The sequence below is a fragment of the Pseudomonas sp. Marseille-Q5117 genome (assembly GCF_946901175.1).
Classification (GTDB): domain Bacteria; phylum Pseudomonadota; class Gammaproteobacteria; order Pseudomonadales; family Pseudomonadaceae; genus Aquipseudomonas; species Aquipseudomonas iranensis.
Window position 1 is genome coordinate 127,337 of record NZ_CAMPPP010000011.1, and the last position, 22,181, is coordinate 149,517.

22 protein-coding genes are annotated in these 22,181 nt (G+C 59.8%); 12 read left to right on the plus strand and 10 right to left on the minus strand.

Translation table 11 applies throughout. The annotated features are described in order from the left end of the window. Positions 1-69: 69 nt before the first annotated feature. The 6 genes from OC605_RS18095 to pepN are packed head-to-tail and all read left to right on the plus strand — an operon-like array spanning position 70 to position 6,588. Positions 70-960 (plus strand): NAD(+) kinase, encoded by an 891-nt coding sequence (locus OC605_RS18095; RefSeq protein WP_041480619.1) that lies wholly within the window; start codon positions 70-72, stop codon positions 958-960. Then, positions 960-1,931: a metallophosphoesterase gene (locus OC605_RS18100; protein ID WP_024012499.1), complete on the plus strand. Its 972-nt coding sequence runs from the start codon at positions 960-962 to the stop codon at positions 1,929-1,931. Before OC605_RS18095 ends, OC605_RS18100 begins: the two co-directional genes overlap by 1 nt. Beyond that, positions 1,928-2,797, plus strand: coding sequence for a rhomboid family intramembrane serine protease (locus OC605_RS18105; protein ID WP_262138579.1), 870 nt, complete (start codon positions 1,928-1,930; stop codon positions 2,795-2,797). The genes OC605_RS18100 and OC605_RS18105 overlap by 4 nt, the downstream gene beginning before the upstream one ends. Positions 2,798-2,832: 35 nt before the next feature. Next, entirely contained in the window at positions 2,833-3,093 is a 261-nt protein-coding gene (locus OC605_RS18110; RefSeq protein WP_262138581.1) for a YeaC family protein, read from the plus strand. After that, positions 3,090-3,920 carry a DUF2797 domain-containing protein gene (locus OC605_RS18115; RefSeq protein ID WP_016774216.1) on the plus strand — a complete coding sequence of 277 codons (831 nt, stop codon included), beginning with the start codon at positions 3,090-3,092 and terminating at the stop codon, positions 3,918-3,920. The genes OC605_RS18110 and OC605_RS18115 overlap by 4 nt, the downstream gene beginning before the upstream one ends. Before the next feature lie 10 nt (positions 3,921-3,930). Continuing rightward, positions 3,931-6,588 (plus strand): aminopeptidase N, encoded by a 2,658-nt coding sequence (gene pepN, locus OC605_RS18120; protein WP_262138583.1) that lies wholly within the window; start codon positions 3,931-3,933, stop codon positions 6,586-6,588. 327 nt (positions 6,589-6,915) lie between these two features. Here the strand turns inward: pepN and katG are convergent, their stop codons facing one another. Together katG and OC605_RS18130 are read right to left on the minus strand one after the other, a co-directional pair. Beyond that, positions 6,916-9,192, minus strand: coding sequence for a catalase/peroxidase HPI (katG, locus tag OC605_RS18125; RefSeq protein WP_262138585.1), 2,277 nt, complete (start codon positions 9,190-9,192; stop codon positions 6,916-6,918). A 147-nt stretch (positions 9,193-9,339) separates the two neighbouring features. Continuing rightward, positions 9,340-11,550, minus strand: coding sequence for an LTA synthase family protein (locus OC605_RS18130; RefSeq protein WP_262138587.1), 2,211 nt, complete (start codon positions 11,548-11,550; stop codon positions 9,340-9,342). A 326-nt stretch (positions 11,551-11,876) separates the two neighbouring features. On the opposite strand from OC605_RS18130, the gene OC605_RS18135 reads away from it, so the two are divergent. Then, positions 11,877-12,893 carry an ABC transporter substrate-binding protein gene (locus OC605_RS18135; RefSeq protein WP_262138589.1) on the plus strand — a complete coding sequence of 339 codons (1,017 nt, stop codon included), beginning with the start codon at positions 11,877-11,879 and terminating at the stop codon, positions 12,891-12,893. A 36-nt stretch (positions 12,894-12,929) separates the two neighbouring features. Here OC605_RS18135 and OC605_RS18140 read toward each other — a convergent pair whose 3' ends face one another. Then, the gene (locus OC605_RS18140) at positions 12,930-13,127 is read right to left on the minus strand and encodes a helix-turn-helix transcriptional regulator (RefSeq protein ID WP_101159038.1); all 198 of its coding nucleotides are present in this window, start codon (positions 13,125-13,127) and stop codon (positions 12,930-12,932) included. Continuing rightward, positions 13,124-13,498, minus strand: a complete 375-nt coding sequence (locus OC605_RS18145) for a hypothetical protein (RefSeq protein WP_133339896.1) — start codon at positions 13,496-13,498, stop codon at positions 13,124-13,126. Before OC605_RS18145 ends, OC605_RS18140 begins: the two co-directional genes overlap by 4 nt. 219 nt (positions 13,499-13,717) lie before the next feature. Between OC605_RS18145 and OC605_RS18150 the strand changes: the two genes are divergently transcribed. Then, positions 13,718-14,209 (plus strand): hypothetical protein, encoded by a 492-nt coding sequence (locus OC605_RS18150; RefSeq protein ID WP_186569245.1) that lies wholly within the window; start codon positions 13,718-13,720, stop codon positions 14,207-14,209. Between the two features lie 88 nt (positions 14,210-14,297). Here OC605_RS18150 and OC605_RS18155 read toward each other — a convergent pair whose 3' ends face one another. Both OC605_RS18155 and OC605_RS18160 read right to left on the minus strand, forming a co-directional pair. Beyond that, positions 14,298-14,777 carry a copper chaperone PCu(A)C gene (locus OC605_RS18155; RefSeq protein WP_262138592.1) on the minus strand — a complete coding sequence of 160 codons (480 nt, stop codon included), beginning with the start codon at positions 14,775-14,777 and terminating at the stop codon, positions 14,298-14,300. Further along, positions 14,777-15,382, minus strand: a complete 606-nt coding sequence (locus OC605_RS18160) for an SCO family protein (RefSeq protein WP_016774221.1) — start codon at positions 15,380-15,382, stop codon at positions 14,777-14,779. Before OC605_RS18160 ends, OC605_RS18155 begins: the two co-directional genes overlap by 1 nt. Positions 15,383-15,655: 273 nt before the next feature. On the opposite strand from OC605_RS18160, the gene OC605_RS18165 reads away from it, so the two are divergent. Continuing rightward, positions 15,656-16,582, plus strand: a complete 927-nt coding sequence (locus OC605_RS18165) for a Gfo/Idh/MocA family protein (protein ID WP_262138594.1) — start codon at positions 15,656-15,658, stop codon at positions 16,580-16,582. Between the two features lie 96 nt (positions 16,583-16,678). On the opposite strand, the gene OC605_RS18170 is transcribed toward OC605_RS18165, so the two are convergent. Beyond that, positions 16,679-17,416 carry a Fic/DOC family protein gene (locus OC605_RS18170; protein WP_186569248.1) on the minus strand — a complete coding sequence of 246 codons (738 nt, stop codon included), beginning with the start codon at positions 17,414-17,416 and terminating at the stop codon, positions 16,679-16,681. Further along, entirely contained in the window at positions 17,413-17,676 is a 264-nt protein-coding gene (locus OC605_RS18175; RefSeq protein ID WP_016774224.1) for a hypothetical protein, read from the minus strand. The genes OC605_RS18170 and OC605_RS18175 overlap by 4 nt, the downstream gene beginning before the upstream one ends. A 205-nt stretch (positions 17,677-17,881) precedes the next feature. Between OC605_RS18175 and ycaC the strand changes: the two genes are divergently transcribed. Both ycaC and OC605_RS18185 read left to right on the plus strand, forming a co-directional pair. Continuing rightward, the gene (gene ycaC / locus OC605_RS18180) at positions 17,882-18,511 is read left to right on the plus strand and encodes an isochorismate family cysteine hydrolase YcaC (RefSeq protein WP_016774235.1); all 630 of its coding nucleotides are present in this window, start codon (positions 17,882-17,884) and stop codon (positions 18,509-18,511) included. Positions 18,512-18,655: 144 nt separating this feature from the next. Beyond that, positions 18,656-18,856, plus strand: a complete 201-nt coding sequence (locus OC605_RS18185) for a hypothetical protein (RefSeq protein WP_186569249.1) — start codon at positions 18,656-18,658, stop codon at positions 18,854-18,856. Positions 18,857-18,926: 70 nt separating this feature from the next. Here the strand turns inward: OC605_RS18185 and OC605_RS18190 are convergent, their stop codons facing one another. After that, positions 18,927-19,553, minus strand: a complete 627-nt coding sequence (locus tag OC605_RS18190; protein ID WP_262138598.1) for a helix-turn-helix domain-containing protein — start codon at positions 19,551-19,553, stop codon at positions 18,927-18,929. A gap of 46 nt (positions 19,554-19,599) precedes the next feature. On the opposite strand from OC605_RS18190, the gene OC605_RS18195 reads away from it, so the two are divergent. Further along, the gene (locus OC605_RS18195; RefSeq protein WP_262138600.1) at positions 19,600-20,295 is read left to right on the plus strand and encodes a B3/4 domain-containing protein; all 696 of its coding nucleotides are present in this window, start codon (positions 19,600-19,602) and stop codon (positions 20,293-20,295) included. A gap of 1,081 nt (positions 20,296-21,376) precedes the next feature. Here OC605_RS18195 and OC605_RS18200 read toward each other — a convergent pair. Further along, on the minus strand, positions 21,377-22,114 hold the full coding sequence (locus OC605_RS18200) for an SDR family oxidoreductase (protein ID WP_133339911.1): 738 nt from the start codon (positions 22,112-22,114) through the stop codon (positions 21,377-21,379). Between the last annotated feature and the right edge of the window lie 67 nt (positions 22,115-22,181).

Consider the following 22,181-nt stretch of genomic DNA (forward strand, 5'->3'; position numbering starts at 1 on the left):
GGATTTTGTCTATCTGGCGCTTTCGCCCATAATCGGGTTTTCGCGTTTTCGATTGTCCGCAGAGGTCCCATGGAGCAATTTCGTAATATCGGCATCATCGGTCGCCTGGGCAGTTCCCAGGTGCTGGATACCGTCCGCCGACTGAAACGCTTTCTGCTCGACCGTCACCTGCATGTGATCCTCGAAGACACCATCGCTGAAGTCCTGCCCGGCCACGGCCTGCAAACCTCGTCGCGCAAGATGCTCGGCGAAGTCTGCGACATGGTCATCGTCGTCGGCGGTGACGGCAGCCTGCTCGGCGCTGCGCGTGCGCTGGCCAGGCACAATATTCCGGTGCTCGGCATCAACCGTGGCAGCCTCGGCTTCCTTACCGATATTCGCCCGGACGAGCTGGAAATCAAGGTCGCCGAAGTGCTCGATGGCCACTATCTGGTGGAAAACCGCTTCCTGCTGCAAGCCGAAGTGCGTCGCCATGGCGAGGCCATCGGCCAGGGCGATGCGCTCAACGACGTGGTGCTGCACCCGGGCAAATCGACGCGGATGATCGAATTCGAGCTGTACATCGACGGCCAGTTCGTCTGCAGCCAGAAGGCCGACGGCCTGATCGTCGCCACGCCCACCGGCTCCACTGCCTACGCGTTGTCCGCCGGCGGGCCGATCATGCATCCCAAGCTCGACGCTATTGTGATTGTGCCGATGTATCCCCATACCTTGTCGGGACGGCCGATCGTGGTCGATGGCAACAGTGAGCTGAAAATCGTCGTGTCCAAAGATATGCAGATCTACCCGCAGGTCTCCTGCGACGGCCAGAACCACTTCACCTGCGCACCGGGCGACACCATCACCGTGAGCAAAAAGGCACAGAAGCTGCGCCTGATTCATCCGCTCGATCACAATTACTACGAGGTGTGCCGCACCAAGCTTGGCTGGGGCAGCAAGCTGGGGGGCGGAGGCGACTGATGCTCGATCCCGCGCGCAGTTACGACCTGATCGGTGACGTGCACGGATGCGCCATGACCCTGGAACACTTGCTGGACCGTCTCGGTTATCACAAGCAGGGCGGGGTCTGGCGGCATCCGTCACGCATGGCGGTGTTCGTCGGCGACATCATCGACCGTGGCCCGCGCATTCGCGAGGCGCTGCACATCGTCCACGACATGGTCGAAGCAGGGCAGGCGCTGTGCATCATGGGCAACCACGAATTCAACGCGCTCGGCTGGGTCACCCCGGCGCCACCGGGCAGCGGCAAGCAGTTCGTGCGCGAACACACCAAGCGCCATGCGCGGCTGTTGCAGGAAACCCTGACTCAATTTGAAGACCATCCCGGCGACTGGCATGACTTCCAGCAGTGGTTCTACGAGCTGCCGCTGTTCGTCGATGCCGGGCGCTTCCGCGTCGTCCACGCGTGCTGGGACGCCGGACTGATCGAGCCGCTGCGGGCGCTGTTCCCCAATGGCTGCGTCGACGAGCATTTCCTCCAGGCCTCTGCGGTGCCCGGCAGCTTCGCCTGCACCGTGTTCGACCGCTTGCTGCGCGGCACCGACATGCGCCTGCCCGGTGGCCTGACCATGACCAGCGGCGACGGTCTGGTGCGTTCGTTCTTCCGCACCAAGTTCTGGGAAGACGACCCGAAAACCTACGGCGACATCGTCTTCCAGCCCGATGCACTGCCGGAACCTGTCGCGCAGACGCCGCTGACTTCCACCGAAAAGAATTCCTTGCTGCGCTACGGCGTCGACGAGCCGTTGCTGTTCGTCGGCCACTACTGGCGCAGCGGCAAACCGGCGCCGATCCGCCCGAACCTCGCGTGTCTGGATTACAGCGCGGTGCTCTACGGCAAACTGGTGGCCTATCGTCTGGATCAGGAAACGCGCCTGGATCCGCAAAAATTCGTCTGGGTCGATGTCGAGCGGCCGGAGGTGCTGCAATGAGTGCGGTAGCGGTATTGCGCCTGCCGTTGGCGGTGGATTTGAGCGGTTTTGTCAAACTGCTGCAACGCATGCAAGTGCCCCATCGGGTCAGCGAAGAGGCGGGCGAGCAGGTGCTGTGGGCGCCGGAGGAAATCAGCGAGGACGTGCGTTCGTTGTACGAGCGCTTCCCGGCCGGCGACCCGGATCAGCAACTGGACATTCCCGTGGGCCAGACCTTTAAACGGCCGGGTTTTGCCGAACAGTTGAAACACGCCAGGGCGACTGGGTTGATTCTGTTGTTGAGCCTGATCGTTGGCGGTCTGACTTTCCTCGGCGAAAACCTTGAGACCCTGCGCTGGCTGACCTTCCTCGATTTTCGCGTGATCGGCGAGTACATCCACTTCACGCCGCTGGTCGACAGCCTCGCGGCAGGGCAGTGGTGGCGGCTGGTCACGCCGATGCTGATCCATTTCGGCATCCTCCATCTGGCCATGAACGGCATGTGGTACTGGGAGCTGGGGCGGCGTATCGAGTCGCGCCAGGGCAGCATCAACCTGATCGGCCTGACGCTGCTGTTCAGTCTGGTGTCCAACTACGCGCAGTTCGTCTGGAGCGGCCCGAGCCTGTTTGGTGGGCTGTCCGGCGTGCTTTATGGCTTGCTCGGGCATTGCTGGATTTTCCAGCTGCTGGCGCCGAACCCGGCCTATCGCCTGCCGCGCGGCGTGCTGGTGATGATGCTGGTGTGGCTGGTGGTGTGCATGTCCGGGCTGATCTCGCTGATCGGTTTCGGCCAGATCGCCAACGCCGCGCACCTGAGCGGGTTACTCATCGGATGCTTCACCGGTTTGTTGGGCGGTTTGTATAACCGCCGTAAACTGGCCGTCTAACATTTTTTGTTTCAGCAAAGAGCGCGGAGACCCTGATGTCCTCTTTCAACGACATGATCAGCAACATCACCTCGGACATCTACGAGAGCCTGAAACTGGCCGTGGAAATCGGCAAATGGTCCGACGGCAACAAACTCACTGCCGAGCAGCGCGAGCTGTCGTTGCAGGCGATGATTGCCTGGGAAATCCAGAACCTGCCGGAAGACCAGCGCACCGGTTACATGGGCCCGCAAGAGTGTGCGTCGAAGTCGATCGAAGTGCCGAACATCCTGTTCAAGTCGGATGCCATCCATTGATCGAGATTGGCCGCGGTGCAATCAGCAAAATGTCGGCGCGCCTGGACGGGTCGAACGTGCAATACGCGTTTCGTCTGGATGACGTCGAGGTGCCGGTCAATCCGTTGATCGGCAGCACGTTGCGTCTGGAATTTTTGGGGGCGATCCACTGCACCCATTGCGGGCGCAAGACCAAAACCAGTTTCAGTCAGGGTTATTGCTACCCGTGCATGACCAAACTGGCGCAGTGCGACCTGTGCATCATGAGTCCGGAGCGTTGCCACTTCGACGCCGGCACCTGCCGCGATCCGGTGTGGGGCCAGCAGTTCTGCATGACCGATCATGTGGTTTATCTGGCCAACTCGTCGGGGATCAAGGTCGGCATCACCCGTGCCACGCAGTTGCCGACCCGCTGGCTGGATCAGGGCGCGAGTCAGGCGCTGCCGATCATGCGTGTGTCGACGCGCCAGCAATCGGGCTTTGTCGAGGACCTGTTCCGCAGCCAGGTGGCGGACAAGACCAACTGGCGCGCGCTGCTCAAAGGTGATGCGGCGGCGGTGGATCTGGCGCAGGTGCGCGATCAGTTGTTCGAAAGCTGCGCCGAAGGCCTGCAAGGGTTGCAGGAGCGATTCGGCCTACAGGCGATTCAGACGATTGCCGATGTCGAACCGCTGGAAATCCGCTATCCCGTCGAGCAATACCCGGCGAAAATCGTCAGCTTCAACCTGGACAAGAACCCGATTGCCGAAGGCACGCTGCTGGGGATCAAGGGTCAGTACCTGATCTTCGACACCGGCGTGATCAACATTCGTAAATACACGGCGTACCAGCTCGCCGTGCATCAATAAGGATTCCAGCATGCGCACCGAACAACCGAAGATGATCTATCTCAAGGACTATCAGGCGCCCGAGTACCTGATTGACGAAACGCACCTGACCTTCGAGTTGTTCGAGGACCACAGTCTGGTTCACGCGCAACTGGTGATGCGCCGCAACCCGGAACGCGGCGCCGGCCTGCCGCCGCTGGTGCTCGACGGCCAACAACTCGAGCTGCTCTCGGTGACGCTGGCGGACCGGGAGCTGAGCGCTGCTGACTATCAAGTCTCCGACAGCCACCTGACTCTGCAGCCAACCAGTGAAACCTTCACCCTCGACACCAGCGTGCGCATCCATCCGGAAACCAATACCGCGCTGGAAGGCCTGTACAAGTCCGGCACGATGTTCTGCACCCAGTGCGAGGCCGAAGGCTTTCGCAAGATCACCTATTACCTCGACCGCCCGGACGTGATGAGCAAGTTCACCACCACCGTCGTGGCCGAACAGCACAGCTACCCGGTGTTGCTCTCCAACGGTAACCCGATCGCTTCCGGCCCCGGCGAAGACGGCCGGCACTGGGCGACTTGGGAAGACCCGTTCAAGAAACCGGCGTACCTGTTTGCGCTGGTCGCCGGTGATCTGTGGTGCGTCGAAGACACCTTCACCACCATGAGCCAGCGCAATGTCGCGCTGCGCATTTATGTCGAGCCGGAAAACATCGACAAGTGCCAGCACGCGATGAACAGCCTGAAGAAGTCCATGCGCTGGGACGAAGAGGTCTACGGTCGCGAGTACGATCTGGACATCTTCATGATCGTCGCGGTCAACGATTTCAACATGGGCGCGATGGAGAACAAGGGCCTCAACATCTTCAACTCCAGCGCCGTGCTGGCCCGCGCCGAAACCGCCACCGACGCCGCGCACCAGCGGGTCGAGGCGATCGTCGCCCACGAATACTTCCACAACTGGTCGGGCAACCGCGTGACCTGCCGCGACTGGTTCCAGCTGTCGCTCAAGGAAGGTTTCACGGTATTCCGCGATGCCGGTTTCTCCTCGGACATGAACTCGGCGACGGTCAAGCGCATTCAGGACGTGGCGTACCTGCGTACCCACCAGTTCGCCGAAGATGCAGGTCCCATGGCCCACGCCGTGCGCCCGGACAGCTTCATCGAGATTTCCAACTTCTACACCTTGACCGTGTACGAAAAGGGCTCGGAAGTGGTCGGCATGATCCACACCTTGCTGGGCGCCGAAGGCTTCCGCAAGGGCAGCGATCTGTACTTCCAACGCCACGACGGCCAGGCCGTGACCTGCGACGACTTCGTCAAGGCCATGGAAGATGCCAATGGCGTTGATCTCAGCCAGTTCAAACGCTGGTACAGCCAGGCCGGCACACCGCGTCTGGCCGTCAGCGAGTCCTATGACGCTGCGGCGAAAACCTACAACCTGACCTTCCGCCAGAGCTGCCCGCCGACCCCGGACAAGGTAGAAAAACTGCCGTTCGTGATTCCGGTCGAGCTCGGGCTGCTTGATAGCCAGGGCAACGAAATCGCCCTGCGTCTGGCCGGCGAAGCTTCAGCACAAGGCACCACTCGGGTGATTTCGGTGACCGAAGCCGAGCAGACCTTCACTTTCGTCGACATCAACGAACAGCCGTTGCCGTCGCTGCTGCGCGGCTTCTCGGCGCCAGTGAAATTGAGCTTCCCGTACAACCGCGATCAACTGATGTTCCTGATGCAGCACGACAGCGACGGTTTCAATCGCTGGGATGCCGGTCAGCAACTTTCGGTGCAAGTGCTTCAAGAGTTGATCGGCCAACATCAGAAAGGCGAGAGCCTGAAGCTCGATCCGCGTTTGGTGTCGGCGCTGCGCACGGTGCTGTCCGACGAGTCGCTGGATCAGGCGATGGTTGCCGAAATGCTCTCGCTGCCGGGTGAGGCCTATCTCACCGAGATCAGCGAAGTGGCTGACGTCGAGGCGATTCATGTCGCTCGCGAGTTCGCCCGCAAGCAACTCGCCGAAGGCTTGTTCGAAGCGCTGTGGCTGCGTTATCAGGCCAACCGCGATCTGTCGAAAAAGACTCCGTACGTGGCCGAGGCAGAGCACTTCGCTCGTCGCGCCTTGCAGAACATTGCCCTGTCGTACCTGATGCTCAGCGGCAAGCCGGAAGTGCTGGCGGCGGCGCTGGAGCAGTTCGAGACCGCCGACAACATGACCGAGCGCTTGACTGCGCTGGCGGTGCTGGTCAACTCGCCGTTCGAAGAACAGAAGGCTTTGGCTTTGGCCAGCTTCGCCGAGCACTTCAAGGACAATCCGCTGGTCATGGATCAGTGGTTCAGCGTGCAAGCCGGCAGCACCTTGCCGGGCGGTTTGGAGCGGGTGAAGGCGTTGATGCAGCACCCGGCGTTCAACATCAAGAACCCGAACAAGGTGCGGGCATTGATCGGCGCGTTCGCCGGGCAGAACCTGATCAACTTCCACGCGGCGGACGGTTCCGGTTATCGCTTCCTTGCCGATCTGGTGATCGAACTGAACGGCTTCAACCCACAGATCGCCTCGCGCCAACTGGCCCCGCTGACCCGCTGGCGCAAATACGACAGCGCGCGTCAGGCGTTGATGAAGGCTGAGCTGGAGCGGATTCTGGCGTCGGGGTCGCTGTCCAGTGATGTGTATGAAGTGGTAAGCAAAAGCCTCGCGTAACCCGATCCTGTAGGAGCTGTCGAGTGGAACGAGGCTGCGATCTTTTGATTTTGATGATCATAAAGGTCGTATTCCAGCTTCCGACCGCCCCTCACCCTAACCCTCTCCCAGAGGGAGAGGGGACTGACCGAGGTGAATATTCGAGTTACACCGACCTGAAATTCTGGCATCGAACTAAGGTCTTGAAACCAACAGAGATCGGCTCCCTTTCCCCCTCTCCCATTGGGAGAGGGCTGGGGTGAGGGGCTGGTTATCTCCAGCACCACATAATCCCAAGTAAAAAAAATGCCGCTCAACGAGCGGCATTTTCATTTGCACAAGAAACAACTATTTACGCAGATCAAACCGATCCAGATTCATCACCTTCGTCCATGCCTTGACGAAATCATTGACGAACTGCGCCTTCGCGTCGGAACTGGCATAGACCTCGGCCAATGCGCGCAGTTGCGCATTGGAGCCGAACACCAGATCCACTCGAGTCGCCGTCCACTTTGGCGTCCCGGTCTTGCGGTCACGGCCTTCAAACTCATCGGCATCCCGCGAGGTCGGCGTCCACTCCACACCCATGTCCAGCAGGTGGGTGAAAAAGTCGTTGCTCAGCGTTTCGGTTTTGTCGGTGAACACGCCATGCCGCGTCTGGCCGACATTGGTGTTCAATACCCGCAAACCACCCAGCAGCACGGTCATTTCCGGTGCCGTGAGCGTCAGCAACTGCGCCTTGTCGATCAGCAGGGTTTCTGCCGCAACCGTGTATTTGCCTTTGCTGTAATTGCGGAAGCCGTCGGCAATCGGTTCGAGGAAGCCGAACGATTCGACATCGGTCTGCTCCTGCGAAGCATCGACGCGGCCCGGTGAAAACGGCACCGACACCGAATGCCCGGCGTTCTGCGCGGCTTTTTCCACCCCGGCATTACCGGCCAGGACGATCAGGTCCGCCAACGAGATCTTCTTGCCATTGGCAGCAGAACCGTTGAACTCGTTCTGAATGCCTTCCAGTGTGCTTAGCACCTTGTCCAATTGCTCGGGCTGGTTGGCCTGCCAGAACTTCTGCGGGGCCAGACGCAAGCGTCCGCCGTTGGCGCCACCGCGCTTGTCCGAACCGCGGAAGGTCGATGCCGCCGCCCACGCGGTCGAAACCAGTTGCGACACTGACAACCCTGAAGCCAGCACCTTGTTTTTCAGCGCAGTGGCGTCGCTGTCATCGATCAGCGGGTGCGTCACGTCGGGCAGCGGGTCTTGCCAGAGCAATTCCTCTTGTGGCAATTCCGGGCCGAGGTAGCGAGAGAGCGGACCCATGTCGCGATGGATCAGCTTGTACCAGGCGCGGGCGAACGCGTCGGCGAGCTGATCGGGATTGGCCAGAAAGCGCCGCGAGATTTGTTCGTAGGCAGGATCGAAGCGCAACGCCAGATCGGAGGTGAGCATGGTCGGCGAGAGCTTCTTGTTAGGATCGTGAGCGTGGGGAACGGTGCCTGCACCGGCGCCGTTTTTCGGTTGCCACTGATTGGCGCCCGCCGGGCTTTTGGTCAGCTCCCACTCGAAGCCGAACAGGTTTTCCAGATAGTTGTTGCTCCACTGCGTTGGTGTGGTGGTCCAGGTCACCTCCAGACCGCTGGTGATGGTGTCGGCGCCTTTACCGGTGCCGAAGGCGTTCTTCCAGCCCAGACCCTGTTGCTCCAGACCGGCCGCTTCCGGCTCTGGGCCGACATTGTCGGCCGGGCCGGCGCCGTGGGTCTTGCCGAACGCGTGGCCGCCTGCGATCAGCGCCACGGTTTCTTCGTCGTTCATGGCCATGCGGCCGAAGGTTTCGCGAATATCCTTGGCCGAGGCCACCGGGTCCGGGTTGCCTTCAGGGCCTTCCGGGTTGACGTAGATCAGGCCCATCTGCACGGCGGCGAGGGGATTTTCCAGATTGCGTTCACCCTGATCGGTGCGGCTTTCTTCACGGCCATGCAGATCGGGCTCAGCCACCAGCGTGCCGTCGCCGGGCTCCTGCACCGGGCCATTGCTCTTGCCGTAACGGTTGTCGCCGCCCAGCCACTCGGTTTCCGAACCCCAGTACACGTCTTCATCCGGTTCCCAGACATCGGCGCGGCCCCCGGAAAAACCGAAGGTCTTGAAGCCCATGGATTCCAGCGCGACGTTGCCGGTAAGCACGATCAGGTCGGCCCAGGAGATGTTGCGTCCGTATTTCTGCTTGATCGGCCACAGCAAGCGACGGGCCTTATCGAGGCTGACGTTGTCCGGCCAACTGTTGAGCGGGGCGAAGCGTTGCTGTCCGGAGCCGGCGCCACCACGGCCATCGGCAGTGCGATAGGTCCCGGCGCTGTGCCAGGCCATGCGCACGAACAGCGGGCCGTAATGGCCGAAGTCGGCCGGCCACCAGTCCTGGGAGTCAGTCATCAGCGCTCTGATGTCTTGTTTCAACGCCTGAAAATCGAGGCTTTTGAAGGCTTTGGCGTAGTCGAAGTCCTGGCCCAGCGGATCGGACTTGGGAGAATGCTGGCTGAGGATTTTCAGATTGAGTTGATTCGGCCACCAGTCACGGTTCGTCGTACCGCCGCCGGCGGCGTGGTTGAACGGGCATTTCGATTCGTTTGCCATGTTCGTATCCCTATCAGGTCTGCGGCCGGCTCGTGCCGACTTCGGACTGGTAAGGCTAGACCCGAGTTGGCAAGTCGGCTAATAGCCCGACTATTGGATACCGATAGGCAAACTCTTTCACCGCACAGGTAGGTGCTGCCGAAGGGGTTAGCTGGATTGCGCGGTTTCGTCATCAGGAACGTCATCAAGGATATCTTCCTGGCCGGGCAATTCGGTGATGACGCTGAAGTCGCTGACTTCAACCGCGCCATTGCCATATCCCAGCAAATGAAACGAGAACGCCTTGCGCGGCTGGGGGTTTTCAAAGCTGAAATCCATCTCCAGCGGCTGGTCCGCCGTGGCGATCATTTCTGCTGGCAGGCCCAGTTGCACGTCCTGTTCAAATTCCTTGGCCTTGAGCTGAATGTACGCCGCCTGCTGCGGATCGACCGAGCGAACGGTCAGGCGTACGCGGGTGTGCGAGCCTTTGGGCATTTCCAGGTATTGCGCGCCGATCAGGTTGTCGGCCCAGTCATCCTTGATCTGCGCTTGCAGGGGGATGATGTTGTTGCTGCCGAACTGGTAACGATGATTGAGCGGTGTGCGCAACAGGGACAAGTCGAGGGCATCGGCGCGCGCGGCGATCTGCCGGGCCGGATGGCCGCTGTAGGTGCCTTTGAAAGTGGCGCTTTCGGCGATGAAGCCGGTGCTTTGGTAGTAGCGGCAGCGGCGCGGCAGGTCGCATTCGGAGAAGATGCCCTGACCGTTGTGGTAACGCAGTTTGCCGTTGGTGAACGACATGATCTCGCGCCCGGAATCGTAGTCGCGAAACAGCGAGCGGCCGCTCAGCGCGGTCGGCACCGGCAGGTCGAAATAGTCGAGGATCGAGGTGCTCAGATCGACGTGGCCGTAGACCCCGGCATTCAGACGCGGCAGTTGCGCCTGCTCCGGTGCCAGCGTCAGGTTGAAACCCCACGAGGAGGCCAGCCGCACGCCGTCGATGCCGTGGGATTCATCCGAGGTGATCACTACCAGCGTGTCCTTGAGAACGCCCTGGCGCTCAAGTCCGGCAAGAAACTGATCCAGCGCATCGTCGAGATAACCGACGGCAGCCTGCTTGGGCGTCTCATAACGCTGCAGATAATCCTCCGGTGCGGAGTAGGGCTGATGGGTGCCGACCGTCAGCAGAGTCAACATCCACGGTTGCTTTTGCTTTTTCAGTTGGCCGACGTAATCCAGCGCACCTTCGAAAAACGCCTTGTCGTCCTTGCCCCAGGGGAATTCCAAATAGTTGCTGTTGCTGAACCATTCCAGACCATGGGTCGCATCGAAACCGATGTGCGGCATGATCTTGTCTTTGGCCATGAAGCGCAGGCCGGCGCCCTGCAAATAATGAGTGCTGAAGCCGTGCTCGCGTAGTTGCGCCGGCAGGCAGGCCTGATTGCGCTCGTTGAGCGTGAGCATTTCCACGCCTTTGGGCGTGCCGTTGTTGAGCTTGTCGTAGTCACCGCAGAGCATGGCATACAGACCGCGAATGGTCTGATGGGTGTGCAGCACGTAGTCCGGGGTGTTCATGCCGCGCTCGGCCCAGCGGCTGAGGTTGGGCATCAGGTCTTCCTGATAATGACTGCCGATCGCCTCACGGTTGGCGCGGATGTAGGCGCCGGGGATGCCTTCGAGCGCGATGATCAATACATTGCGCGCCTGGCCCGGCGCGGCGAGCAGCTTCTGGCCATTGAGGTCGACGTCGGTGAGCCCGGCCATCGCCGGTGTGGGTTCCTCAAGGTCACCGTCGAGCCATTCCTCGGCCTGGATCTGCAGGTCGGCGACTTCACTGGCAAGCAACTGATGCGGCAGGTTGTACAGGCGCCAGGCGTCGCCGTCATTCGGCCACAGGTTCTGCGCACCCCAATGTGCGGCGAATAACACGATTGGCGCGGCCCAGACAGAGCGAGGCAGAGCAGGGCGAGACAAGCCGCGACCAACAAGCTGAGTCAGCAGCCAGAAAATCAGGGCACCCAGCAAAGCCATGGCCAGGGCAGGGTGCGCAAGTCCGCCGCCAGTGGAGTTTTCGACGAATTGCGGGTCGATCAGATAGTGAATATCCGAAGGCGTCGGCAAGCGGCCGACGGCGCTGACCAATTCTGCCGTGGCGATCGCCAGCAGCGCCCAGAACATCAGCACCGGCAAGGCCAGCCACCATGCGCGGCGATGCAGCGTTACCACCAGCAAACTGCCCACGGCCAGATCCGACAAAAAGCCCAGCGGTGTCGACCAGCCCAACGCTGCACGCAGGCACACCGGCACGACCAATACCAGAACGATGAGAGAAAAAAGGCGGGCATTCGGCCGCCGCAGCCAATTGAAAAGAGCGCTCACAAAAAGGCCTGCTTGTCATCAAAGGGTCAAAAGAGTGTGGGTGATGATACCAAGGTCAGGAAGGCTGATCGGCTTTTTAAACCTGTCGTTTGCGATCATTGAAAGAGTGTGCGCACCAGCGCTCGCGCGCCTTCTGGCCGATGTGTGGCTTTTCAGCCAAGACAGTTTTTTGTTTCAGACTGTTGTAGGCCCGTCCTCTGCTCACGATATTCACGTAGCTGACTTCAAACCGCACAGTGCTATCGATATGCAATAAAGGTATTTAATATCTATTTTTTATAGCTATAAAGTCAGGCCTTTCAGCCCACCCATGCTGCGAGGTTGTCATGGCCACACCGTTCAAACGTTCTGCGCTGATTCTGTTGGCCGCAACTCTGGCAGCGGGCGCGCTGTTCAGCAGCGGCGCCCGGGCCGAGGGCAAAATCAGCATCGCCCAGCAATTCGGCATCGGTTACCTGATTCTCGACGTCGTGCGCGATCAACAACTGATCGAGAAACACGGCAAGGCCCAGGGCCTGGAGATCAAGGTCGACTGGAACAGCATTTCCGGCGCCACGGCGATGAACGAGGCGCTGCTCACCGGTGCGCTGGACGTCGTCTCGGCCGGCGTGCCGCCGATGCTCACCGTGTGGGATCGCACCAAGGGCAAGCAGAACGTCAAAGCCATCGCCGCGCTGGGCTCGATGCCCAATTACCTGCTCACCAACAACCCGAACATCAAAACCCTCAAGGACTTCAGCGACAAGGATCGCATCGCCGTGCCAGCCGCAGGCGTAGGCTTCCAGTCTCGTACCCTGCAAATTGAAACCGCCAGGGAATTCGGTAATGACCAGTTCAAGAAGTTCGACAACATTTCGGTCAGTCTGCCGCACCCGGACGCCACCGCCGCGCTGATCGCCGGTGGCTCGGAAATCAACGCGCACTTCTCCAGCCCGCCGTTCCAGTACCAGGCACTGCAAAACCCCAACGTGCATAAAGTGCTCAGTTCCTACGACATCCTCGGCGGCCCGGCGACGTTCAACGTGCTCTACACCACTGAAAAATTCCACGACGAAAACCCGAAAACCTACAAGGCGTTCTACGACGCACTGGCGGAAGCGGAGAACATCATCAAAGCCGACAAACCCGCCGCCGCCCAGGCCTACATCCGTGTAGAGCAATCGAAACTGCCGCTGGCACTGGTCGAGCAAATCGTCAAAGACCCGGAAATCGACTTCACCGTCGTACCGCAACGCACATTCATCTACGCCGAGAAATTGCAGGAACTGGGCGTGCTGAAAAACAAGGCGGGGAGCTGGAAGGATTACTTCTTTGAAGAAGCGCATGGTGGTGCGGGGAGTTGATCGAACAGGGGCAACGTGTGTTGCCCCTTTTGCCATTCAAGATTCGCCATCATCAAAAATGCTCTCAATCGGCAGCTCAAACGCCCGGGCAATCTGAAACGCCAATGGCAGGCTCGGATCGTAGCGTTCGTTTTCGATGGCGTTGATCGTCTGGCGCGACACGTTCAGGCGTTCGGCCAGATCGACCTGCGACCACTTGCGCTCGGCGCGCAATTCCTTGAGACGGTTTTTCATTGGTAGCGGTGTCGCGCAATGTGCAGGCCGACAATCCACATCAGCCCCATTACCGGCCACACACACGTCCACGGGATATGCGGGGCGCCGACGTTCTCCAGAAAACCGTAGCTGAAGGTCACCAATGCCGAGGCGGCAAAGGCGAACCCCAAGGCTTCGAACTGGATGCGCAGATGCATTTCGTCCATGCGTCGCATGTTCCGCACGATGGCCCAGCACATCAGGGCCGCCGGAATGATCGGCGTCAGTGCGACGGCCGAGCGCAGCAGGAGGTGCGCATCCATCAGGTATTGCGAGGCAATCAATGATGCGGTCAGCACCAGCATGTAGAGGAATAATGCTGCGCCCAATTCGAGGTGGTACCGGTTCATTCTTCACTTCCTATGTAAAAGACCCTTTACATGGTTGCTGATGTTGATTCAGATGTAAAGCACGCTTTCCATCAGGCTGGTTACTCCGAACACGCTCGAGCCGGATAACTTGCAGCCGGGTTCACGCTTCTGGACAGCGTAGTAGCCACTCAGTAGCATTTGCCTCCAACGGATTTTCCCTTCGCACGTCGTCCGGCGTGGAACGCTCAAGGAATCGACATGCGCGACACTCCCGCTGACTCACAACGAACGGTCGTGACCCTGGTCAACGGCGAGATTCGCTGTGACACCCAGATCAGTTTCAGCTCCGTCTCGCTCGTCGATGGCGAAATTCGCGTGCATCGTGCTGAAGGCAATCAGATCGAGGTGCCTGTGCCCGGGGCGGACTTCGCGCTGCGCTTTGATCTGCAGGGGATGCACAAAGTACCGGAGGCGCCACAGACGCCGGTCGAACCGGTGCCTGCCGACGACAGTTTGAAGTTGTTCAACTCGAAAACCGTGTGGGTCACACTGGCGCTGTGGTTCTTCGTGAGTTCGGTGTTCGGTTGGTTGGGGATCGTGGTAGCAGTCGGATATTTCGCTTACCACTGGCGTCAGGTAACGAAGCGCAAGGAACAGTTGGCCAAGGGGACCGTCGTTGAACCCATGACCCGTTCCAGCGCAGGGATGTCACCGGAAAGCGTGCGCAACGCATTGGCCCGCAAGCGTTAATTCTGCACACATCAAAAAAACGGGGCGGCCTGATCATCGATCAAGCCGCCCCGTTTTTCTGTCAGGCGAACAGTCTTTCAGTCAGCGATCAATGCATCTTGCTGTGATCGTGGCCGCCCATGTTGGTCAGCGCGCGAATCGGTGCTTTGACTTCGATGGTTTCTTTCTCGCCCTTGGCGTTTTCCACGGTCAGGGTCAGCGGCACGTTTTCGCCTTCCTTCAACTGACCGGTCAGGCCCATCAGCATGACGTGGTAGCCGTTCGGGTCGAAGCTCACGGCTTTGCCGGCAGGCAACTCAACCGACTTCACCGGGCCCATTGTCATCACATCGTTCTTCATGCTCATTTCATGAATCTGAACGTCCTTGGCGACTGGCGAGGCAACGCTGAGCAGCTTGCTGTCGCTGTCGGCAGTGACGGTCATGAACGCGCCGCTGGCGGACTGGGTCGGCACGGTGGCACGGACCCAGGCGTCGTCGACTTTGGTCTGCGCCGACGCCTGGAAGGCCAGGCCGAGCAGGGACAGTGCACATACGGTGCGTTTGAGGTGATTCAGAACGGGATGCATCAGCAGACCTCCATAACAGTAAGCAAATCTTCCGTGCACTCTTGGGCTGTCAGCGAAGTGGACAGGCCCAGGCGCAACTCACCACGCGAGTCGTAGACGTAGCTGGTGGACGTATGGGAGATGGTATAGGTGTCGCCGGCCGGGACTTTCTCGTAGAACACGTCGAATTCCTTTGCGGTGGCCTTGGTTTCCTCAAGCGTGCCGTACAGCGCGACGAAGCTCGGGTCGAAGGCTTTGACGTAGGCGTCGAGGATCTGCGGCGTGTCGCGCTCAGGGTCGAGGGTGATGAACACCACTTGCAAACGGTCGCCGTCGCGGCCCATCAGTTTTTTTATCTGTGCGGCGCGGGCCAGGGTGGTGGGGCAAACGGCCGGGCACTGGGTGAAACCGAAAAAGATCATCGGCATCATCCCGCGAAAGCTCGACAGAGACATGGTTTCGCCTTCGGGATTCTTCAGCTTGAAGGTGCGTCCGAGGATCTTGTCGCTCAGATCCTTGCCGTACTTGTACGACAGTTGGCCACGGGTATCGCAACCGGCGAGCAGGCCGAGCCCGAGCACGCCCATTCCCGCAAGTACCTTGCGGCGAGTCAACAAAGCCGTCATCTAATACCGCCTTTTGCAGCCCGCCAGTCGGCAGGACTGGCGAGGGGTTAACCGTAAAAGCGCCGCATGATAGCAAACTGAGGCTGATCGCCGGCTGCCGATCGCCGCGCGGTGCGGGATCGGACGACAAAAGGTGTAAGAAGAAATGACGAATAAGCCATGCGTTCGCCGCGACCAAACTCGATTTAAATAGTATGACGATTGGAGACGGGTGCAGAAACACGTACTCTTGCCGCTGCGCTGCAAAGACCAAAACAACAACAGGAGTCTGTAATGCAACCGATTCGTCTCGGCCTGGTGGGCTACGGCAAGATCGCCCAGGATCAACACGTTCCCGCCATCCTCGCCAACCCGGCGTTCCAGTTGGTGGCGGTCGCTACCCAAGGCAAACCTTGCGCCGGGGTGGAGAACTTCCAGTCGCTGGGCGAACTGCTCGAGAACGGCCCGAGCGTCGATGCGATTGCTTTCTGCACGCCGCCACAAGGGCGCTTCGCGCTGGTGCAACAGGCATTGGCGGCCGGCAAGCACGTGCTGGTGGAAAAGCCTCCCTGTGCGACATTGGGCGAAGCCATGGCCCTGGTCGATCAAGTCGCCGTACAAGGCGTCAGCGCTTTGTTCGCCTGGCACTCGCGCTACGCACCGGGCATCGCCGCCGCCCGCGACTGGCTTGCCGGCCGCACCCTGCAAAGCGTGCAGATCGACTGGAAGGAGGACGTGCGCAAGTGGCATCCGGGTCAGGCATGGATCTGGCAGCCGGGCGGTCTCGGCGTCTTCGACCCGGGCATCAACGCCTTGTCGATCGTCACCCACCTGCTGGCGCTGCCGCTGTTTGTCGAAGCCGCCGAACTGCGCGTGCCGAGCAACTGCCAGTCGCCGATTGCCGCCTCGATCAAAATGTCTGATGCGCATCAGCTCGACGTACGCGCCGAGTTCGATTTCGACCATGGCCGTGACGAACTGTGGAGCATCGAAATCCGTTGCACCGAGGGCGTTCTGCGCCTGGACAATGGCGGCGCGGTGCTGAGCATCGACGGCGTGCGCCAAAGCGTCTCGGAGGAGGGCGAGTACGCAGCGGTCTACCGCCACTTCCAGCAATTGATAAGCGACAAGGCCAGCGACGTGGATCTGCAACCGTTGCGCCTGGTGGCGGACAGTTTCTTTGTCGGTAGTCGGGCGTTGGTTGAGCCGTTCTACGATTGAGTGAATTTCAGCTTGAGTCGTCAGGGCGCGTAAGCAGGTCTGCGTCGCGCAGGCCGCCAGACAAATAAAGCCTGCTTTTAACAGCAGGCTTCGTGGTCACTTTATTGGCTGCGTTCTGTAGGTTTCATACAGTTGCTGAATGTCGGGATTGTCCAGATTCGCATAGACGATTCCTTCCTTGTCCAAACCGTCCAACCCTTTGATACCGCCAATCACTTCGGGCCATTCCTCACGGCTTGAGATGTCTACGACGTTGGGCTTCAGATAGTCGTCCAGGTAGCCTCTGGAAGGATCGCGGATCTCGTCGCTGAGCGCCCGTAAATACGCATCTTTGTTGGTCTTCGACCAATCGATGGCGAACTTGGCTCGATAGCACAGTTCCATGTGAACGAGCAGGATGGTCCGCCCATTACCATCCAGAAACGGATGAGCGAAAGCCAATTGGCCCATCACCTCGCCGGGGCGCTCGCGGAAGCGTTTTTTGTTTGTAGCGAGCTCCAGCGCATATTCGACGGATCTTTTGATCAGCTCAGGTCGCTCGAAAGGTGTGTGATGCGGATCTTCTTTTGATCCTTTGAAAACCGCGAGGTGGGGAACAAGCTCATTCCTGTCTTTGCCTGACCATGGGTAGAAACCGGCAAACAGGATTTCATGAGTTTTGAGTATCGCTTGATAGTCGATGGATCTCTTTTTTGCCAGATGAGCAAGGGCGTCTTCGATACTGGCTTCGAAAGAGAGATGTTCCGATTCCTTTACTTCAACCGGGTCTTTCAGCTTGAGCGAGTTGCGAAGGTAGCCTTCAGTTTCGAAATCGCCGAAGGGGTCGAATGTCATGCGCTGAGCTGCTTTTTCGAACGCCTTTTTTCCTGAAGGTAACGTCCTTGCAAGGCCATGATTTCTGCCTTGTTCAACACACCCTTTCGCTTCAGATTAACCAGCAACTGCTCAACATTATCCAGCTCGACGGCATCACCAGCCAGTTGCGTTATCGTTGCCGCCATGCGGCTCAGGCCGTCACGCTCGGCGCCAATGCGGTGTTTTTCTGCAAGCTTGCATACTTCGCTCGCGACGCTGTCAGTGGCTGATTCGCTCATTGTTAACCCCTCGTTTTCTCTGTCGGAGCATAGCATGGCGCCGTTCCGCCGGATTAGCCGCCTAGCATTTCGACTCGTGGCATTGTCCTCTTTGAGTTGACGGTGAAACGCTTTTCAGCCGATTTATCCCTTTGCTGTGCGTCAGTAATCTGTACCCAACTTGAACGCAACAACAAAACTTCAAACTTGAAAAGGGACGCACACCATGACCACTCCAACCTACAACCGCCTGAACAAAGACGACGCTATCGTGCTGCTGGTTGACCACCAGACCGGTCTGATCTCGCTGGTGCAGGACTTCTCGCCGAACGAGTTCAAGAACAACGTGCTGGCGCTGGCGGATCTGGCCAAGTTCTTCGACCTGCCAACCATCCTCACCACCAGCTTCGAACAAGGCCCGAACGGCCCGCTGGTACCGGAGCTGAAAGAGATGTTCCCGGACGCGCCGTACATCGCTCGCCCAGGTCAAATCAACGCCTGGGACAACGAAGACTTCGTCAAGGCAATCAAAGCCACCGGGCGCAAGCAGATCATCATTGCCGGTGTCGTAACGGATGTCTGTGTAGCGTTCCCGACCCTGTCGGCACTGGCGGAAGGTTTTGATGTGTTCGTGGTGACTGATGCGTCCGGCACTTTCAACACCACTGTTCAGCAAGCCGCGTGGAGCCGCATGACTCAGGCTGGCGCGCAGATGATGAACTGGTTCTCTGTAGCATGTGAGCTGCACCGCGACTGGCGCAACGACATTGAAGGCCTGGGCAATCTGTTGTCGCAGCGCATTCCCAACTACCGCAACCTGATGAACAGCTACTCGGCGCTGACGCAGCAGAAGTAAGCCTTCAATCCAAAGCGAAAGCCTGCCTCGATAGCAGGCTTTTGCGTTCTCTACAGAACGCCGTTCGTCCATTGCCGGGCACTTGTCACGCAAGGGCATTTCACACGTTCAGGTACCTATCGCTGAATAACATCGGAGACCGACATGGGCATTGATGAAAACGCACCGGGCAACCAGTCGCAACAAGCCGTGACGCGCCCCACCGACAACGAGACCGGGCACGATCCCAAGCGCGAAAACCCCGAGGTGCCTTTGCCGCCGGACGATGAGGCGCCTGTAGAAGAAGACATGTCGGATGTGGAAGCGGCCAATTCGGTTTCGACGGAGCATCCGCCGTCACGCTGATCGTGTGGTTTCAAGGGGAATGCTCCCTGTGATGGTCAACCCGGACAGTTCCCTCTCCTCGGGGAGAGGGTTAGGGTGAGGGGCTTTCTCTGGCACCCTGATGCAGTTCAGTCACCGACATCGTGAAAACCAGTTTCGAGCGCCCATGGTTGGCATATCCATGCGCCACATCCGTCCGCGCTACCGCCGAACACCCAGGCCCGACAATCAGCTCGGCATCGCCAACTTTCAGATGCAACGTGCCTTTCTCAACATGAAACAACTCGGTGGTGCCATTCGGATGTCCCGCCGAAGAAAACGACTCGCCGGGAAACAACTCCCAGCGCCACAACTCCAGCATATTCGGGCCGCTGGTGCCGGCCAGCAGTCGTGCCGATCCGCCCAGTTCACCGGTCCATAGCGTGGGGATGTCCTCACTGTCGATCAGATGCGCCGCCGGGGTGGCGGCGACGTTGACGAAGTCTGCGACGGACAAGCCCAGCGCCGCGGCGATTTTGCACAATGTCGCGATGCTCGGGTTGGCCGAGCCTTTCTCGATCTCGACCACCATGCCTTTACTTACGCCGGAGCGCCGGGACAATTCGTCCAGCGTGATGCCCTGTTGTTTGCGCGCCTGTTTGAGCGTGCGGGTAACCGCTGCGCTGACGGTCTCGACGTCGGCACCGGCCTCGGTCGGTATATTGACTTTCTTGGTCATTGATCGCTAGCATCGTTTGAAATTCGGGTATGAGGGGGATTCTGGGATGCTGTCTGTCGTGCCGTCAATCGATCCGGCTGTTGCGCAACTGGCGCCGGGCTTCAGAGCGCTGAGTATTGTCGTCCAAGCGGCGCCGATTACTAAGGCATGCGTGGCCGGTGAAGCACTGGCCAAAGCCTGCCAGATCGTCGCCAACGGTGGTCCGGCATGGGCGCCCGCGCACTTGCAGGCCTGGGCGGACGTGTTTCGCCAGTTCGGCGCCAAGCCGCAGCGCACGCCGTGCTCGGCCGAGGCTCTGCGCAAACGGGTGTTGCGCGACGGCGAGTTGCCGAGCATCGATCCGGTGGTTGATCTTTACAACGCCATCAGTGTGGAATACGCGATTCCCGTGGGGGGCGAGAATGCCGAGGCCTACGTCGGCTCACCGCGTCTGGTCGTCGCCGATGGCAGCGAACCGTTCGACACGATAAAAGAAGGCCAGCCCGCGCATGAATTCCCGGACGCCGGCGAAGTGGTCTGGCGCGATGACCAAGGCGTGACCTGCCGGCGCTGGAACTGGCGCCAAGGCGTGCGAACCCGCCTCGATGCGCAGGCGCAGCACATGTGGTTCATCCTCGAAAGCCTGCCGGCCATGCCGCTGGAAGCGCTGACCGAGGCCGGCGACAAGCTCATCGAAGGCCTGCAGCAAATGATGCCCGGCGCCGAGATCGAAAGCATGTTGATCGGGCCGGGGGCGCGTTAGGTTGGATATGAGCGCCAGCCCGTTTCGTCAGCGGCACCGCGATTCCCTGTGGGAGCGAGCCTGCTCGCGAAGGCGGCGGCACATTCAACATCATGTTCGCCTGACTCACCGCTTTCGCGAGCAGGCTCGCTCCCACAATGTTCCGTGTTGACCATTGATTTGGTGGCGCCACAGATCCTCAGTGGGAGCGGGCTTGCCCGCGAATGCGGCGGCACATCCAACATCATATTCGCCTGACCCAGCGCTTTCGCGAGCAAGCTCGCTCCCACAATGTTCCGTGTTGACCACTGATTTGGTGGTGCCACAAAACCCCTGTGTGAGCGAGCCTGCTCGCGAAGGCGGCGGTACATTCAACATCCTATTCGCCTGACCCAGCGCTTTCGCGAGCAGGCTCGCTCCCACAATGTTCCGTGTTAACCAATGATTTGGTGGTGCCACACCCCCCTGGGGGAGCGAGCCTGCTCGCGAAGACGGCGGCACATTCAACATCTTTGCCGACTGATCCACCGCTTTCGCGAGCAGGCTCACTCCCACAGTGTTCCGTGTTGACCATTGATTTGGTGGCGCCACAAAAAGCCTGTGGGAGCGGGCTTGCCCGCGAATGCGGCGGCACATCCAACATCTTTGCCGACTGATCCACCGCTTTCGCGAGCAGGCTCACTCCCACAATGTTCCGTGTTGACCATTGATTTGGTGGCGCCACAAAAAGCCTGTGGGAGCGGGCTTGCCCGCGAATGCGGCGGCACATCCAACATCTTTGCCGACTGATCCACCGCTTTCGCGAGCAGGCTCACTCCCACAATGTTCCGTGTTGACCATTGATTTGGTGGCGCCACAGATCCTCAGTGGGAGCGGGCTTGCTCGCGAAGGCGGCGGCACATTCAACATCATGTTCGCCTGACTCACCGCTTTCGCGAGCAGGCTCGCTCCCACAATGTTCCGTGTTAACCAATGATTTGGTGGTGCCACAACCACCCTGTGGGAGCGGGCTTGCCCGCGAATGCGGCAGCACATTCAGCATCTTGCCGGCTGATCCAGCGCTTTCGCGAGCAGGCTCGCTGCCACAGATTGACTTCTGGTCTCAGTAAGGGCTCGCCGTCGGGCGGACGATTAGTTCGCTGACGTCCACGTCCGCCGGTTGTTCAACGGCGTAGGCAATCGCGCGGGCGATGGCTTCGGCGGGGATGGCGATCTTGCGGAATGACTTCATCTCTTCGCGGCCGCCTTCATCGGAAATGCTCTCGGCCAGTTCCGATTCAGTCACGCCCGGTGCGATGACGGTGACGCGGATATCGCCGCCCACCTCCTGACGCAAGCCTTCGGAAATCGCCCGTACGGCGTATTTGGTCGCGCAGTACACCGCCGCAGTAGGGCTGACTGCGTAGGCGCCGATTGAGGCGATGTTGATGATCTGCCCGGCGCGCTGGCGCTGCATCAACGGCAGACTGGCGGCGATGCCGTGGAGTACGCCACGGATGTTGACGTCGATCATGCGGTTCCACTCATCGACCTTCAGCGCGTCCAGCCGCGACAACGGCATGACCCCGGCGTTATTGACCAGCACATCGACGCGGCCGTAGTGCTCCACGGCAAAATCGACGAAGCGCTGCACATCCTGCTGATCGGTGACGTCCAGTGCGCGGAACTGCGCGTGGCCACCGGCGCCGTTGATCTCTTCGGTAATCACGGCCAGACGCTCGGTGCGCCGTGCGCCCAACACCACTTTGGCGCCACGTTCGGCGAGCAGGCGTGCGGTGGCTTCGCCGATGCCGCTGCTGGCGCCGGTAATCACGATCACTTTGTCTTGAATGTTCAGCATGATGTCGTCCTCTTCTGGGTACCCGTGAGTGGGCTTGGAAGAAGATTAAGTGCGGCGGCTCATGGGC

Bases quoted from the DNA above. Each gene is read 5' to 3' on its own strand.
- OC605_RS18095 (WP_041480619.1), top strand. From the start codon at position 70: ATGGAGCAATTTCGTAATATCGGCATCATCGGTCGCCTGGGCAGTTCC.
- OC605_RS18100 (WP_024012499.1), top strand. From the start codon at position 960: ATGCTCGATCCCGCGCGCAGTTACGACCTGATCGGTGACGTGCACGGA.
- OC605_RS18105 (WP_262138579.1), top strand. From the start codon at position 1,928: ATGAGTGCGGTAGCGGTATTGCGCCTGCCGTTGGCGGTGGATTTGAGC.
- OC605_RS18110 (WP_262138581.1), top strand. From the start codon at position 2,833: ATGTCCTCTTTCAACGACATGATCAGCAACATCACCTCGGACATCTAC.
- pepN (WP_262138583.1), top strand. From the start codon at position 3,931: ATGCGCACCGAACAACCGAAGATGATCTATCTCAAGGACTATCAGGCG.
- katG (WP_262138585.1), bottom strand. From the start codon at position 9,192: ATGGCAAACGAATCGAAATGCCCGTTCAACCACGCCGCCGGCGGCGGT.
- OC605_RS18135 (WP_262138589.1), top strand. From the start codon at position 11,877: ATGGCCACACCGTTCAAACGTTCTGCGCTGATTCTGTTGGCCGCAACT.
- OC605_RS18140 (WP_101159038.1), bottom strand. From the start codon at position 13,127: ATGAAAAACCGTCTCAAGGAATTGCGCGCCGAGCGCAAGTGGTCGCAG.
- OC605_RS18145 (WP_133339896.1), bottom strand. From the start codon at position 13,498: ATGAACCGGTACCACCTCGAATTGGGCGCAGCATTATTCCTCTACATG.
- OC605_RS18150 (WP_186569245.1), top strand. From the start codon at position 13,718: ATGCGCGACACTCCCGCTGACTCACAACGAACGGTCGTGACCCTGGTC.
- OC605_RS18155 (WP_262138592.1), bottom strand. From the start codon at position 14,777: ATGCATCCCGTTCTGAATCACCTCAAACGCACCGTATGTGCACTGTCC.
- OC605_RS18160 (WP_016774221.1), bottom strand. From the start codon at position 15,382: ATGACGGCTTTGTTGACTCGCCGCAAGGTACTTGCGGGAATGGGCGTG.
- OC605_RS18165 (WP_262138594.1), top strand. From the start codon at position 15,656: ATGCAACCGATTCGTCTCGGCCTGGTGGGCTACGGCAAGATCGCCCAG.
- OC605_RS18170 (WP_186569248.1), bottom strand. From the start codon at position 17,416: ATGACATTCGACCCCTTCGGCGATTTCGAAACTGAAGGCTACCTTCGC.
- OC605_RS18175 (WP_016774224.1), bottom strand. From the start codon at position 17,676: ATGAGCGAATCAGCCACTGACAGCGTCGCGAGCGAAGTATGCAAGCTT.
- ycaC (WP_016774235.1), top strand. From the start codon at position 17,882: ATGACCACTCCAACCTACAACCGCCTGAACAAAGACGACGCTATCGTG.
- OC605_RS18185 (WP_186569249.1), top strand. From the start codon at position 18,656: ATGGGCATTGATGAAAACGCACCGGGCAACCAGTCGCAACAAGCCGTG.
- OC605_RS18190 (WP_262138598.1), bottom strand. From the start codon at position 19,553: ATGACCAAGAAAGTCAATATACCGACCGAGGCCGGTGCCGACGTCGAG.
- OC605_RS18195 (WP_262138600.1), top strand. From the start codon at position 19,600: ATGCTGTCTGTCGTGCCGTCAATCGATCCGGCTGTTGCGCAACTGGCG.
- OC605_RS18200 (WP_133339911.1), bottom strand. From the start codon at position 22,114: ATGCTGAACATTCAAGACAAAGTGATCGTGATTACCGGCGCCAGCAGC.